The organism is Nostoc sp. DedSLP04, from assembly GCF_034530775.1.
Lineage (GTDB): Bacteria > Cyanobacteriota > Cyanobacteriia > Cyanobacteriales > Nostocaceae > Nostoc.
Genome location: NZ_JAVRCL010000025.1, coordinates 21,664 through 35,572 on the forward strand (window position 1 = coordinate 21,664; position 13,909 = coordinate 35,572).

A 13,909-nucleotide genomic window follows, 5' to 3' on the forward strand; every position below is an offset into this window, starting at 1 on the left:
GATACTCATTAATAAGTCTTTTAACCCCTTTAATGAGGCTTTGATACTCATTAATAAGTCTTTTAACCCCTTTAATGAGGCTTTGATACTCATTAATGAGTCTTTTAACCCCTTTAATGAGTTTTTACACTAATTTAATACAGTACTGCAAAAATCCACAACGAACCATGAAAAATATTTCTTCCCTACTTCCTTTTTCAAGTGAGAGAATCTGGATCTACGCCGAGCGATCGCAATCGTTCTGGTTTATTTCGTTAATGAATTTTGATAGCAATTTAAATGAGAGAATCTGGAGCTACGCCGAGCGATGTCTACGACGGGCAACGCCTACGCACTTTTCAATCAGTCTTTGAAAATAACAAAACGCATTGGAGATGTGCAAGGCAAAGCAAATATCCCTACTCACTTTTTCCCTCGGCTCAGGAAAAAACTGCGAGATTTACCACCCAAGATACTAGAATTTAATTACCAATTAAAACATAATGTCTCATCGCCGCCGTTTTCGTGAGATGTGGCAAACCCTAGTTAGATTCTGATTCATCTTTGAATATGGCTGTTTCCGAAAATAGAGAAGCATTTATTCCCTACACTCGCAGTGATATTATCAAACTTTGCTTACAAGACGGTCAGCTAGATAAAGCTGATGTCAAAAAATTTCAAGATTTCTGCCAAATCCTCATTGCATACTATCACTTTCGCTTCCACCAAACCTTAGAAGTTATCAAAGATAACTACGTACCTTTTAACCCTAATGCAGAGATTCAACCAATAACTCCACCAACATTCGAGCAATATGATGACATGGAGTTGAAAGTAGTTGAAGCCTTTGGGCATATTGTTGAAAGAGCTAATTATATTCTTTTGCCTGAATCGATTCTCAAACGAGCGCTGGCAACCAAATCTCTCATTGAATTGAAAACTCAAGTAAATTTTGAGGATTTTGACCGCTTGATCTGTTATTACCGGGGTGATAGTTCTAAGAAAATTTCGGTAAAAAAATTCTTCTTTTGGCAAGAAGAAAAGATGATTGATATTTTTGAACGGATAGTTTTGTTAGTCAAGTTCAAAGAAGCAGCTTACTTTCGTGCGAAGAAAGACAAGATCCAAGAATTAAAATTCATTCCCGGTAAGATGTATGTTTACTTCTACAAAAATATTCCAAAACTAGATGTTGACTTAATCTTTCCCAATGTAAAAACAAGTATGACCTGGAAAGATCGGTTACTATTTGGAATTCCGGCGATTGGCGCAGCAATTCCTTTAATATTAAGAACATTGCCGAATTTATTATTAATAGTTGCTGCAATTTTACTAGTACTAAACGTTACTTTTTGGGTTGAATCATTAAATGTAGAGTTGGATAAAGTCAGAAATTTTATGCCCGTCTTGGTGGCAGCTTTATCATTAGCGATCGCTTTGGGTGGATTTGCCTTTACGCAATACACTAATTACAAAAATAAAAAAATTAAATTTCAAAAAATTGTCACTGATACGTTATTCTTCAAGAATTTAGCTAGCAATAATAGTGTTTTTCAAATGTTTCTGGAATTAGCAGAAGAAGAAGAATGTAAAGAAATTATTCTGGCATATTATCACTTACTGACTAGCCCCACACCATTAACTCCTCAACAATTAGATTCTCGCATTGAAACTTGGATGGACAATAAATTAGGCACAAAGATTAACTTTGATATTCAAGGGCCTCTAAGCAATCTAGAAGATATTCGCGGCCAAATAATTCAAAATAGCAAAACAACAGACAAAGTACCAGAAATCCCTTTACTAGCCTACGACCGCCAAGGAGCATGTCACGTTTTATCCTTGGATGAAGCTAAAGCAGTGATTGATTACGTTTGGGATAATGCTTTTCGATATAACGGGATAATTTTGTAGTTTAGTCTCTCGGTTATTTGTAAACATCAAGAGGCTCATATCCCCGAATTCTTGAAGAAGTTGGGGATATTTTGCTTATTGAGTATTAATTTTCCACTTGTTTGAGTTTTTGAAAAATTTCATCAAGTGGTGACTCAGATTCATCAGGACAAAATTCTAAAGCAAGTCTCACTTTTCCTTTTTTCCATCCCAAAGTACTAAATTGTAAAACTTCACAATTTAATCCTTGAGTATACAAATTTACTTCATCCGTTTCTTCTGCTCCAACATATTCCTTAATTGCTGTAATCAAATCGCGGACTTTAAAAGTTTTAGCAATATTTAACTTATTAAAAGTGTCCGGTTGTATAGACACAACTTCATCATGGTTTAGTATCTCGAATCCATCTTCCATAAAAATCTCCTGTTAATCAATTTATATTTTCCAGAGATATAACAGTTCATCCGAAATAAAATGATGATTTTATAGATTTAGTGCTGGTCAAATAAAAATTTAGTAATAATTTGATGTCTGGTAAATTAGCCTATAATTCTCACCTTACCCCTCCCCAAAACATCGGCTACGGTGTACACACATCTTGCTAATGAAGCGCAAACCCTGGGTTTACCCCCCTTAATCCCCCCTTGCAAAGGGGGGAAATATCCGGTTCTCCCTCAATGCATCGGGGGAGTTAGAAGGGGTGAAAAGGACTTGTTGTGTATACACCGTAGCTTTACCAAGGGGAGGGTGCGCGGTAGCGCGGGTGAGGTAGTTTTATTTAAACGGTTCTTAGAAAAACCAACCGTAAGAATGCAAACCTTTACCCAAAAGATTCACACCGAGATAGCAAACCCAAACTACAAGCAAGCCGGCGGAGGCTAAAATTGCCGGACGGCGCCCTTGCCAACCGCGAGTAATTCTGGCGTGAAGGTAGGCAGCAAACACTAACCAGGTGATTAATGCCCAAGTTTCTTTCGGGTCCCAACTCCAGTAGGAACCCCAGGCTTCGTTAGCCCAAACGCCACCGGCAATAATGCCAATTGTCAGCAGGGGAAAACCTAGTCCGATGATGCGATAACTAATGTTGTCGAGGGTTTCGGCAAGGCTAAGGCGCTGGGGTGAAAGAGGTTCAGCAGATGCAACGGCTGGAGATTCAGGAGTAGTTACTAAATTCAAAACAGCCGTATTACTGTTACCGTTGCCATTGCTACTAGTTTCAAAACGAGCAAAGCCGTTATTTTCGACAGCAGGGGTTGGTGGTTGAGAAATTAGTTCAGATGCTTTGTGCAAGCGGTAGCCGTTGCTGCGATAGCCACCAGTACCAACAGAACTACCTTGTAGTTGAATATTTTGACCGCGAGTGACAATTAAGAAAGCGATCGCTAATAACGAACCCACCATTAAAGCAGAATAACTCAGCATCATAACGCTGACATGCATCATCAGCCAATTTGACTTCAAGGCAGGTACTAGGGGTTCTGACGCTTGCATCTGGGATGGTAGTGTCATAGTAGCAAAAGCAGTAATCGCCATTGCTACCGGAGATGTCACAACTCCTACTAAGCGACTACGGCTACTATTTTCGGCAATCAGATGGACGGCGGTAATTCCCCAAGTTAAGAAAAACAGAGATTCATAGAGATTACTTAAGGGAAAGTAACCAGCTTCGATCCATCGTGCCCCTAGTAGAGTGGCTATACACAAATTTGCGATCGCCATCCCAGCTGTCCCCAAAGCGGCTAGATAAGGCAGATTTGGAAAAGCCGCTCCTCCCCAATACACCAGCATTGTCAGGAATAATATGGCAAAGGACGCATTGTCCAGCCAGTTCTGGAGTACAACCAAATTCATAAAGTCTTCTCTCCGTGAATAATTTAAAATATCGATTCTGACTGTTTTGATCCTATATGTTAAGAGAGGAATCGGGAATGGGGGATTGGGGATTGGGGATTGGGCATGGGGCATTGGGCATGGGGCATTGGGCATTGGGAGTTAGGAGTTAGGAGTTAGGAGTTTTGTTTATCTCCTTGTCCCCTCACTCCCTCATTTCCCCGCTCCTCTGCTCCCCTGCTCCCTGCTCCCCTGCTTTCCTCTCTCCTCTATCTAACAGAGTTACTCTTACTATTTTCTGGACTAGGCAATGTAGTAGTGTTAGTAACTTTTTTCAGTTCGATAAAAATATCGTAACGGTTACTGCGATTGTCGCTGACAGCAGATGTCATCCCAATTGTGCGCGTTGCATCTAGCAAAGTTTCTTGATTGGGAATTAGAGTTGGTAAAGGGAAATTTTTCACAGTTCGTTCCACATCCAGAAAAAATTGACCGTTTGTCGGATTGGGTTCTGTAGGAACTGTTTGTTGGAAGGGAAGAGTGCCAGCTAGTGTGTAGTTAGGTTTGGGAACAATTTTATCGGTGATGGGAGCGCCCACTACCAAGAAAGCGACATCTCCATCTAACCAACCGTGGGTAGCAGTTAACGTACCATAAGGTGATACCCAGTTAACAACGGGTTGACCTGCGACTTTCCCCGGTTGCACTTGAAACTGGTATTGATTTTTCATCACTTCATCCAACTTACTGATGGATGCTTCTGCTGATTTGCGTAGGCTTTGCCCCCCGTAGTCATCGCTTGTCTGTACCATGAACAGCAAACCCGCACGAAAATCATTTGGTGAACCTTCTTTTGGAGTAGCAGGAATTACTGATAAGGAAAACTCCCCTTTCATCCAACTAAGCAAATCCTTTTCCAAATCGAGATCGGTAAGAGATTTTATCCCACCTCTAATCTGTTCTGGTGCGATCGGTGATAAAGGATTTCCCTGAGATGTTAAAACATAGTCTCTCCACAACCTCTGTAAATTACCACCAGTAAGCATCATTAAGGTTTCGGCTGGTATGCGGCTTTGCATTTTCCCAGCTTTGTTTTCCACTGTCAGCACGCGTTGACTATTAGGGTTTAACCAAGAAACACCCTTAAAGCGGATTCCTTCTGACTCTAAAGTTATTGTCCCTGCTAAACCTTGGTTATTTTGCAGTTGAGCCAAAACTTGAGCAGGTAAAGGGCGGTTTGGAGAAGCCGCGGCTATTTTCGCTGCTGTTGGCACATTGATATAAAACTGTCCAAAGGGTTGGTAATTGGCAATTTTTGGGAAATTCTCAGCAAATCCTCCTGTTGTAGCTAGGGATGTTTTATTTTTGTAAGCATCGATCGCTCGTTCTGTAGCTTTGGGACTATCAGTTATGACTAAAAAACGCCCATCTAGTAATGCAGCCGAGAAGTTTTGCCCTGCTTGTCCCTCACTTTGTTTGATGGCGATCCCTTGATAAGTGCGATCGCTCCATTTGCTTTGTTTAAGAATTTTGGGTTGTGCCAAAATAGTTTTGGCGATTTCTGAATTTTTTACTGGCAATACCATTACCATCGACTGCTGATCGCTAGCGGCATTTTCATTGGTGGTAACTGGTTTGGGTGCAGGTTTATTTCCTGTAGTTGGGGCAAGAATTGCGATCGCCACGTCATCGCCTACCCAAGGAGCGATATCTTTCTGGAAGTCGTAACCATTATTCGTCAGAAAGCGATCGCGTAACTGGACTAAATTTTTGTCCAGTTCTGTTTGGGTTTCTTTTGTCCCAAACTGCCGCAATTTCTGCCACTGCTGGGGATCTGTTGTTAAGGAAACCGCAAACAGGGCATCACCAGGAATAATATTTGCACCTACTAGCAAATCGCTAGAAGATATTTGTCTCTGGGCTAACAACCAGTAGCCCACACTCCCCGCACCAATCAATAACCCAGCAGCCGAGAGCGTCAGCACCAGAGACGGTTTCTTATTTTTCTTCATCTGAACAGACACAAGAGGCAGTGCCATTGAAACCTGTACCTTATACTTGCAAACTTATTACTTGCTTGATTAGTCAAGTACACCAACAGTATTACCCATTCTTTAGGGCAGTTAATTATATTAAATTTTTCTACCCTAGATGGTTGATGGTACTTCGATAATCAACTTTCCCTAGTCTTTTAAAAGCTATGTTTTTGGCTCAGTTACCATTTTTAACATGCTTTGTTGAATTTCGTAGGACGTTTCCCTGAGATTAATTCCTCTGTCGGAAAGTTTCCACAAGTAAACTGTTATTCCAAGCAATAAGCGAGAATATAACATTTTTTTCGGAGTTACAGAAATTATATATAATCAGAAAACTCTAGGTATTGTAATGGTTTTAGGGATTTCTCTCAATTCTCCTTAAAGTATTACCCCGCCCTAAGAACTCTATTTTTAGAGACCATTTATAAAGTAAATCTTTAGACGACAAGACGACGCAGCATGAGACGAGTCATAAGAGCATAGATGGCAGCTTCACTCATTTCAGGGAGACGTTCATAATCCTTACTGAGACGACGGTACAGGTTTTACCAGCAATCATGTTCTCTCTACTACTCAACGTTTTGGCATGGTAGCGATCGCCTACCTACACTTGCAACTCAAATTCAGGTAGTATATCTTCTCCAGAAACAATCGCTGGCATTTGTACAACTTCTACAGCTTTTAAAAGTCGGTAAATTTCAACTTGGCGATCTTGAGGATTAATCAGCCAACCCAAGCGCAGACCATTTTTAATGTATTCCTGCATTTTCTCTTGAATCGGTGCAAGGCGATCTGTCTCCGAACGCAGTTCAATCACAAAGTCGGGTACAAGTGGCGGAAATTTTTTTCGTTGTTCTGGTGTTAAAGCTTCCCACCGCTCTAATTTTACCCAAGCAGCATCAGGAGAACGTTTTGCACCGTTGGGAAGTATAAAGATAGTTGAAGAACTAAAAACTTTCCCTAATTTAGCTTGACGATTCCAAATTTCTAAATCAGCAATCAGTCCAGCTTCCTGATTTCCGCTTTCTCCTCCTACTGGTGGCACAATTATTAATTCTCCAGATGCGTTCATTTCCAGGCTGACATCACGATTGGCAATACATAATTGATAAAATTGCTCATCGGTTAAATGAGCAATCGGTTCTAGATTTAGCACAACAGTATTCATTAAACCTTTCCTCGCGTCTTTATTGCTAACATCAGTAGGAAATTATTGCTTGTTGGAAGATTTATTGAAGTGTAATTTGAAACCCTCCTATACTTATACTTGCAACTCAAATCCAGGTAGTATATCTTCTCCAGAAACAATCGCTGGCATTTGCACAACTTCTACAGCTTTTAAAAGTCGATAAATTTCAACTTGGCGATCTTGAGGATTAATCAGCCAACCCAAGCGCAGACCATTTTTAATGTATTCCTGCATTTTCTCTTGAATCGGTGCAAGGCGATCTGTCTCCGAACGCAGTTCAATCACAAAGTCGGGTACAAGTGGCGGAAATTTTTTTCGTTGTTCTGGTGTTAAAGCTTCCCACCGCTCTAATTTTACCCAAGCAGCATCAGGAGAACGTTTTGCACCGTTGGGAAGTATAAAGATAGTTGAAGAACTAAAAACTTTCCCTAATTTAGCTTGACGATTCCAAATTTCTAAATCAGCAATCAGTCCAGCTTCCTGATTTCCGCTTTCTCCTCCTACTGGTGGCACAATTATTAATTCTCCAGATGCGTTCATTTCCAGGCTGACATCACGATTGGCAATACATAATTGATAAAATTGCTCATCTGTTAAATTAACAATCGGTTCTAGATTTAGCACAACAGTATTCATTAAACCTTTCCTCGCATCTTTCTTGCTAACATCAGTAGGAAATTATTGCTTGTTGGAAGATTTGTTGAGGTGTAATTTGCAGCCCTTCAAATAATGAATCTTCTCAACTATCAGTACCGCGTTTGGTTTGGTGATATCACCTTCGGGAAGTGCGATAAATTCTTTGAGGGTGAGTTGGGTTTTGAGTTGAATCATAGTTGATCTTGAGGAATGACTCTATTTTAAAGAGGATGCGATCGCTAAACAACGGCAAACCATCACCGAAAACTCATTAGTTTATCGGCACTACTATCTAAAAGCGATCGCTGCAACAATAATTCAACGTTCCTTTGATAATTTCATTGGATGATTTCAGCTACTTAGTTTTACTCGATAGCGAGCGGCCTACATCATGGCTTCTTACTGATTTTTGGAATTTAATTGCATAGGCCCTAAATATTTGGTTAAATAAGGTGAAAAAACTTCATAAATTAATGTCAGTGGTTGCCCATGATGCCAAAACAAGTAATGGCGACCCCAAAAAGGCCCAGTTACACCAAAACCTGACTCTAGTGCCAATGAGTCACCGTAGTAAATTCCTCGAACATCCCGATACAATTCTGTGCGAAGACGAGCTAAACTTGCCCAAATTGGTAATGAACGGTTTTGTAAATACTCATCGACATGACTGGCTTCCCACCACGAAGTAGCATAAGCTAATCGTTGCCCAGAAGCGGTACGCAGCCATACTTGTCGCCGTAATCGCGGTTCTGGGACAGCTTGGATTAACTCAGGAGCAGCATCCAAGTCCATGCCAATCAATGACATATCAATAACATCTACTTCTACAGGCTCACCTGTGAGCAATTCTAAGTGACGTGTTGGAGAGCCGTCACCCAAAAGCATTAGCTGCCATGTAGGTGCTAGCTGAGTGTGAGGTAAACTTTGTTGAATTATTTCCTCCCCTCCTTGCCAAATCGGAGTGAGGCGATGCCAAGCTGGTGGCAGTGTTAAGTTGTTTGTTGGCGGAAAAGAAATAGTCAATGCTTTTTACAAAACTTCACCTATTTCTATAAAAGCATAAAGGACTAGTACTTTGACAAGGCAACTTTAGTTAATATCTAGTAAGCACTGAGTGCTTCGGAAGCAAACTTAATATTTAAGGGTCAACAGTCTAAGGTTTTTTGACCTGTGACTATTGACCCTATGCTTAAACAAGCAAAAATGCGGATGGGGAGACTCGAACTCCCAAGGCAAAGCCACACGCACCTCAAGCGTGCGCGTATACCAATTCCGCCACATCCGCATGGTTTCTCTAAAAATAGACTATAGCATAAGAAAATAATTATAGTAAGGTGATATCTAAATTCAGTTGCTCAAAAAATAAATTTTCTCAAGGCGGTATCAGACTGACAGAAATTTAGCAGCTGTACAAGTGATATTGATTGAAAAGGGTAGAGCTACTGTGTTCGGCAGGGTGCGATCGCGTATCCGTCTGCGGTAGGTGGTGTCGACGACAGGCTATGACGCTCGATAGCGACGTAAGAGCATCTGACTCGCTATCGGCTTCGCAAAAGCCCAGCTTGGTAGTCTAGCCAAGACTTACAGCAGCAATGTTGTTAGTGTAGTAAGACCTGTAGAGGCAGCAAGCCTGCAATGTGCAAGCTTACTTAGAATCAGGGTGGCGAATCTCCTGCAATAATTTGAAATAATGTGGAAGCATTGTTTCAAGTTGGATCGGAGAAAATGTCAATCTACTGGTAATGATATCGAAACTAAAAAATGAAGTTTGACAAAATATTAATTGCCAATCGGGGAGAAATCGCCCTTCGCATTCTCCGCGCCTGTGAAGAAATGGGAATTGCCACAGTTGCGGTTCACTCCACCGTTGACCGTAATGCTCTCCACGTCCAACTTGCTGATGAAGCAGTTTGCATTGGCGAACCTGCTAGTGGTAAAAGTTATTTGAATATTCCCAATATTATTGCTGCTGCACTGACGCGCAATGCTACTGCTATTCATCCAGGTTATGGTTTTTTGGCAGAAAATGCTCGGTTTGCGGAAATCTGTGCCGACCATCATATTGCTTTTATCGGCCCAACTCCAGATGCTATGAGACGGATGGGCGATAAATCCACTGCCAAAGAAACCATGCAAAAAGCTGGAGTACCGACGGTACCAGGTAGTGAGGGATTGGTAGAATCCGAGCAAGAAGGATTAGGATTCGCCAAGGATATCGGCTATCCAGTGATGATCAAAGCTACAGCAGGTGGCGGTGGACGGGGTATGCGCTTAGTTCGTTCTGAAGACGAATTTGTCAAACTTTTTCTCGCCGCCCAAGGCGAAGCAGGAGCAGCTTTTGGGAATTCTGGCGTTTACATAGAAAAATTTATTGAACGTCCCCGCCACATCGAATTTCAAATTTTGGCGGATAACTATGGTAATGTCATCCACTTAGGCGAACGGGATTGCTCAATTCAGCGCCGGAATCAAAAGCTGTTAGAAGAAGCTCCAAGTCCAGCTCTCGACCAAGACCTACGTGAAAAAATGGGACAAGCTGCGATCAAAGCTGCCCAATTCATTAACTACAGTGGGGCGGGTACTATTGAGTTTCTCTTGGATAGATCCGGTAAATTCTACTTTATGGAAATGAACACCCGGATTCAGGTAGAACATCCTGTAACAGAAATGATTACTGGGATAGACTTAGTTGCCGAACAAATCCGCGTTGCTCAAGGTGAAAGACTCAAGCTTACCCAAGACCAAGTAGTATTACGAGGTCATGCGATCGAATGCCGAATCAACGCCGAAGATCCCGATCGTGACTTTCGCCCTTCTCCTGGACGGATTAGTAGCTATCTGCCCCCCGGAGGCCCTGGTGTGCGAATTGATTCCCACGTTTACACAGATTACCAAATCCCACCTTACTACGATTCCTTAATCGGCAAGTTAATCGTTTGGGCGCCAGACCGACCCACTGCTATTAACCGGATGAAACGCGCGTTGCGGGAATGTGCCATTACTGGATTACCTACCACCATTGGGTTTCATCAAAAAATTATGGAAACTCCGCAGTTTTTACAGGGTAATGTCTATACAAATTTTGTGCAGGAAATGAACGGGTAGGAAAGTAGGGAAGGAAAAAGGTTATAGGTTACAGGGGACAAGGTTATAACCTGTAACCTGTACCCTAATTAACACGAGATAGCATAGTCAACAATCCTTGTTGACCTAACAGGATTTCTCGCAGCAGGCTGAAGATACCAACCCAAATAATAGGTGTAATATCTACCCCACCTATAGGTTGCACCAGCTTTCGCAAAGGTATTAAAAATGGCTCAGTTGGCCAAGCTATTAAATTAAAGGGCAAACGATTCAAATCCACTTGCGGATACCAAGTGAGAATGATACGAAATATAAATAAGAATGTCATAACCCCTAACACAGGGCCAAGAATCCAAGCAGTCAGGTTAACACCAGTCATCGGTTTTAGGTACTATCTATCTGTAAAAAAAGAAAAACTTAGGCACAGGCAAGTTGCGCTTTGCATAGACATAGCTACAAAATTTTAAGCTTTGTAAAGCACTCCGATCGTTATTTTAACTAAATGCTGTCACTTCTTTCTGAAATAGAAAAGCGAACTCGCCCATGTGGTTAACTCAATAACTGGTGAAAGAAGTTACCAAGTTTGGCAGTTCAGAGTTAGAGGCTTCTCAAGAAAGTAATACACTATTAAAATTAGGATGAAGTGTGTAAAAAAAGGTTGAGAAGTATGACGCCTTCTTTAGCAAATTTTCTTTGGAGCCTGCTATGGGGTACAGCAATTGTTGTAATACCCGCTACTGTTGGTCTAATTTTCATTAGCCAAAAAGATAAAATACAGCGTTCATAATGCTTATGAGAGTTAAATTAGCTCTCGTAATCGATTGTCTGTCAGCTATTTACTTAAATTGCACTAAAAGCAGCATAAACTGCGACTGGTGGCAGTTGTAGCTGACAGACATAGACGTTTTTACTTTTCGGTGAATAGCTTCAGAGCTTCTTTGCCAGAGGCTTTGAAGCTTCAATATATCGTGCCTAATTACAGTAGTGATTTTAATTGTGACTCGCTAACATAGATTTGATATTGGGAAAACAGCAATGATAAATTTTGGGCTGAACTCAGCCAGTTTTCTGGCTCAGGTAAATTTTGGGGCAAACTCAGCCAGTATTCTAGGAATTTTCCTGGCTGTGGCTGGGGCAGCACTGTATTTTCTCCGCACTGTGCGTCCGGAATTGTCACGGGATCAAGATATCTTTTTTGCGGCAGTCGGCTTACTTTGCGGCTTCATTCTCGTCTTTCAAGGATGGCGACTAGACCCGATTCTACAATTTGGTCAACTGCTTTTAGTTGGCACAACTGTGTTTTTTGCAGTTGAAAGTATTCGTCTGCGAAGTATAGCTACTCAGCAAGCAAAGCGCAACACTCCGATTGTGGACGAAGACCGACCGGTTAGCGATCGCTATTCGTACAATAATCGCAGAAACTATCAAGCTGAAATGGAGGCAGACTTAGATCCATTGCCTTATGAAGACGAGGAAGAACGCCCAGTGCGTCCCCGGATTCGCGGTAGCAGGGATGAGATTTCAACTCGTGATGACTACTATCAGGAACAACCTCCCCGTCGTACAGAACGCCGCAACAGCAGCACTAGTGAAAGACAGGCTCCATCTGATAGAACGCGCCGGCGGACTTCTGGGCGTCCTGTAAATCGCCCTTCTGAAAGCTTTGAAGAAGAGAACTGGGGTTCTTCATCTAGGCAAGTTGATGATTGGGAAAATTCGGGTGGGGAAGTTAGAAAACCTTCTCGCCGTAGTAATAACGGATCGCAGCGTCCCGAAAGTCGTGAAGATGATGTTTCTCCCAGACCGAGAAGGCGTCGTCCGCCCACTGACTCAACTTCTCGAAGACCGCGCGAAGATGATGATGCGATCCCAACCGATTATGTGCCATACAACCCAATTGAAAAACCAAATGAGGGGCCAGATAATTTGACCGATTTTGATGACGATGTTTAAAACAGTTGGCGTGCAAGTAAGTTTAAAGGCGACGGAAAACAGTTGAGGTGGAAAAATTTACGCCTGCATTTTGGCTCCAAAGACCAATTCATTGGAGCCTGGTTTTTGGTTTAACAAGTTTGCTTGTATCTTGTGGTTCTAACGATATTCCCATAGGGCCTACTTCTCTTAACAGTCGCTACACCGAGGAGCAACCTGCTTTGAGTGGAAATGGACGCTTTTTAGCGTTTGTATCTAATCGGAATGGTAATCAGCAGTTACTAATGTACGATTTGGAGAGGCAACTGTTTATTAGTACACCGGGAATAAACCGACAGGAGACAATTGCCGAAAGTCCTAGTTTGAGCTACACCGGGCGTTATATTTCTTATCTTACTAGTGACCAGGGAAGACCAGTGGTAGCGCTTTACGATCGCGCTACGCAACAGTCGCAAATTGTCACACCAATTTATCGCGGCTGGGTTAGAAAACCAAATATTAGTCCAGATGGGCGTTATGTTGTCTTTGAAACCGCTACTCGTGGTCAGTGGGATATTGAAGTCCTAGACCGGGGGCCAAATATTGAGTTAGATATTCCCAATGGTGCAACTGTGGGTTCACCTCCGTAGGAGTTAGGAGAGACGCGATTAATCGCGTCTGTACAGGAGTTAAAAGTTAGGAGTTAGGAGTTGTGAGACTATTGACTAATGACTAATGACTAAATTATATGAAACGTGTTTTTTTTATACCTATATTTTTCTGTTTAAGTTTATTGACTGGGTGTTTTGGCTACCCTCGGATTTTGAGTTATCCCTTTGATCCAGGGGGTCGAAGTCTTAATAGTTTAGCGTCGGAATTAAACCCCCAAATTTCTGGGAGATACATTGTTTTTATTACTGACCGACGCGGTAGCCAAGATGTTTATATGTTTGATACGGTAACTCGTGATTTGGTTGATTTGCCAGGTTTAAATTCCTTTGATGCGATCGCAAATCATCCTAGCGTTTCACAAGATGGTCGTTATATTGTATTTGCTGCTAGCCGCCAGGGGCGATCGGCTATTTTTCTCTACGACCGAGAAACACGCCAATCGCGGAATTTGACCAACAACCTGCAAGCCGAAGTCCGCAACCCTACAATTAGTGCTGATGGTAGCAGGATTGCTTTTGAGTCTAGTAACAATGGTCAGTGGGATGTTTTAGTATATGACCGTTACGGACAACCGTTGAATATACCTCAAGAACCGCGTTGAGATAAGGGGACAAGGGGACAAGGAGACAAGGGGGAATTATTAGAGAAGTCTCTCCCTTGTATCTTCTCGATGCCCAA

At 41.9% G+C, this 13,909-nt stretch carries 15 protein-coding genes, 1 tRNA gene and 1 pseudogene; 7 read left to right on the forward strand and 10 right to left on the reverse strand.

Annotated features, from left to right (window positions below; translation table 11 throughout):
- The first annotated feature begins 307 nt into the window (after positions 1–307).
- Positions 308–508, forward strand: a complete 201-nt coding sequence (locus RMX89_RS16095; RefSeq protein WP_322689601.1) for a hypothetical protein — start codon at positions 308–310, stop codon at positions 506–508.
- A gap of 41 nt (positions 509–549) precedes the next feature.
- Positions 550–1,893, forward strand: a complete 1,344-nt coding sequence (locus tag RMX89_RS16100; RefSeq protein WP_322689602.1) for a TMEM143 family protein — start codon at positions 550–552, stop codon at positions 1,891–1,893.
- 85 nt (positions 1,894–1,978) lie between these two features.
- Here the strand turns inward: RMX89_RS16100 and RMX89_RS16105 are convergent, their stop codons facing one another.
- The 9 genes and pseudogenes from RMX89_RS16105 to RMX89_RS16145 form a co-directional block, all read right to left on the reverse strand.
- On the reverse strand, positions 1,979–2,287 hold the full coding sequence (locus RMX89_RS16105; protein ID WP_322673975.1) for a KGK domain-containing protein: 309 nt from the start codon (positions 2,285–2,287) through the stop codon (positions 1,979–1,981).
- 375 nt (positions 2,288–2,662) lie between these two features.
- On the reverse strand, positions 2,663–3,724 hold the full coding sequence (gene ccsB, locus RMX89_RS16110) for a c-type cytochrome biogenesis protein CcsB (protein WP_322689603.1): 1,062 nt from the start codon (positions 3,722–3,724) through the stop codon (positions 2,663–2,665).
- 248 nt (positions 3,725–3,972) lie between these two features.
- On the reverse strand, positions 3,973–5,742 hold the full coding sequence (locus RMX89_RS16115; RefSeq protein WP_322689604.1) for a DUF3352 domain-containing protein: 1,770 nt from the start codon (positions 5,740–5,742) through the stop codon (positions 3,973–3,975).
- 434 nt (positions 5,743–6,176) lie between these two features.
- Positions 6,177–6,284, reverse strand: a pseudogene (locus tag RMX89_RS16120) (IS5/IS1182 family transposase); the annotation flags it as partial.
- 59 nt (positions 6,285–6,343) lie between these two features.
- Complete coding sequence (locus RMX89_RS16125) at positions 6,344–6,907, reverse strand: Uma2 family endonuclease (RefSeq protein ID WP_322689605.1); 564 nt, start codon at positions 6,905–6,907, stop codon at positions 6,344–6,346.
- 93 nt (positions 6,908–7,000) lie between these two features.
- A complete protein-coding gene (locus tag RMX89_RS16130; RefSeq protein WP_322689606.1) occupies positions 7,001–7,564 on the reverse strand; it encodes a Uma2 family endonuclease in 564 nt (187 codons plus the stop codon).
- A 42-nt stretch (positions 7,565–7,606) separates the two neighbouring features.
- Complete coding sequence (locus RMX89_RS34525; RefSeq protein WP_409883748.1) at positions 7,607–7,759, reverse strand: hypothetical protein; 153 nt, start codon at positions 7,757–7,759, stop codon at positions 7,607–7,609.
- A 204-nt stretch (positions 7,760–7,963) separates the two neighbouring features.
- On the reverse strand, positions 7,964–8,587 hold the full coding sequence (locus RMX89_RS16140; protein WP_322689607.1) for a chorismate lyase: 624 nt from the start codon (positions 8,585–8,587) through the stop codon (positions 7,964–7,966).
- Between the two features lie 181 nt (positions 8,588–8,768).
- Positions 8,769–8,849, reverse strand: a tRNA-Leu gene (locus RMX89_RS16145).
- A 476-nt stretch (positions 8,850–9,325) separates the two neighbouring features.
- Here RMX89_RS16145 and accC point away from each other — a divergent pair.
- Positions 9,326–10,669 (forward strand): acetyl-CoA carboxylase biotin carboxylase subunit, encoded by a 1,344-nt coding sequence (gene accC, locus RMX89_RS16150; RefSeq protein WP_322673968.1) that lies wholly within the window; start codon positions 9,326–9,328, stop codon positions 10,667–10,669.
- Positions 10,670–10,733: 64 nt separating this feature from the next.
- Here accC and RMX89_RS16155 read toward each other — a convergent pair whose 3' ends face one another.
- Complete coding sequence (locus RMX89_RS16155) at positions 10,734–11,027, reverse strand: YggT family protein (RefSeq protein ID WP_094350101.1); 294 nt, start codon at positions 11,025–11,027, stop codon at positions 10,734–10,736.
- 288 nt (positions 11,028–11,315) lie between these two features.
- Between RMX89_RS16155 and psbX the strand changes: the two genes are divergently transcribed.
- From psbX to RMX89_RS16175, 4 genes are all read left to right on the forward strand, one after another.
- Positions 11,316–11,435, forward strand: coding sequence for a photosystem II reaction center X protein (psbX, locus tag RMX89_RS16160; protein WP_174709687.1), 120 nt, complete (start codon positions 11,316–11,318; stop codon positions 11,433–11,435).
- A 248-nt stretch (positions 11,436–11,683) separates the two neighbouring features.
- A complete protein-coding gene (locus RMX89_RS16165) occupies positions 11,684–12,601 on the forward strand; it encodes a Ycf66 family protein (protein ID WP_322689608.1) in 918 nt (305 codons plus the stop codon).
- A 47-nt stretch (positions 12,602–12,648) separates the two neighbouring features.
- Positions 12,649–13,209: a hypothetical protein gene (locus RMX89_RS16170; protein WP_322673966.1), complete on the forward strand. Its 561-nt coding sequence runs from the start codon at positions 12,649–12,651 to the stop codon at positions 13,207–13,209.
- A gap of 98 nt (positions 13,210–13,307) precedes the next feature.
- Positions 13,308–13,832, forward strand: a complete 525-nt coding sequence (locus RMX89_RS16175) for a Tol biopolymer transporter periplasmic protein (protein WP_322673965.1) — start codon at positions 13,308–13,310, stop codon at positions 13,830–13,832.
- Positions 13,833–13,909: the final 77 nt, after the last annotated feature.

Coding starts and splice junctions, on each gene's coding strand:
- RMX89_RS16095 (WP_322689601.1), top strand. CDS start 308: ATGTCTACGACGGGCAACGCCTACGCACTTTTCAATCAGTCTTTGAAA.
- RMX89_RS16100 (WP_322689602.1), top strand. CDS start 550: ATGGCTGTTTCCGAAAATAGAGAAGCATTTATTCCCTACACTCGCAGT.
- RMX89_RS16105 (WP_322673975.1), bottom strand. CDS start 2,287: ATGGAAGATGGATTCGAGATACTAAACCATGATGAAGTTGTGTCTATA.
- ccsB (WP_322689603.1), bottom strand. CDS start 3,724: ATGAATTTGGTTGTACTCCAGAACTGGCTGGACAATGCGTCCTTTGCC.
- RMX89_RS16115 (WP_322689604.1), bottom strand. CDS start 5,742: ATGGCACTGCCTCTTGTGTCTGTTCAGATGAAGAAAAATAAGAAACCG.
- RMX89_RS16125 (WP_322689605.1), bottom strand. CDS start 6,907: ATGAATACTGTTGTGCTAAATCTAGAACCGATTGCTCATTTAACCGAT.
- RMX89_RS16130 (WP_322689606.1), bottom strand. CDS start 7,564: ATGAATACTGTTGTGCTAAATCTAGAACCGATTGTTAATTTAACAGAT.
- RMX89_RS34525 (WP_409883748.1), bottom strand. CDS start 7,759: ATGATTCAACTCAAAACCCAACTCACCCTCAAAGAATTTATCGCACTT.
- accC (WP_322673968.1), top strand. CDS start 9,326: ATGAAGTTTGACAAAATATTAATTGCCAATCGGGGAGAAATCGCCCTT.
- RMX89_RS16155 (WP_094350101.1), bottom strand. CDS start 11,027: ATGACTGGTGTTAACCTGACTGCTTGGATTCTTGGCCCTGTGTTAGGG.
- psbX (WP_174709687.1), top strand. CDS start 11,316: ATGACGCCTTCTTTAGCAAATTTTCTTTGGAGCCTGCTATGGGGTACA.
- RMX89_RS16165 (WP_322689608.1), top strand. CDS start 11,684: ATGATAAATTTTGGGCTGAACTCAGCCAGTTTTCTGGCTCAGGTAAAT.
- RMX89_RS16175 (WP_322673965.1), top strand. CDS start 13,308: ATGAAACGTGTTTTTTTTATACCTATATTTTTCTGTTTAAGTTTATTG.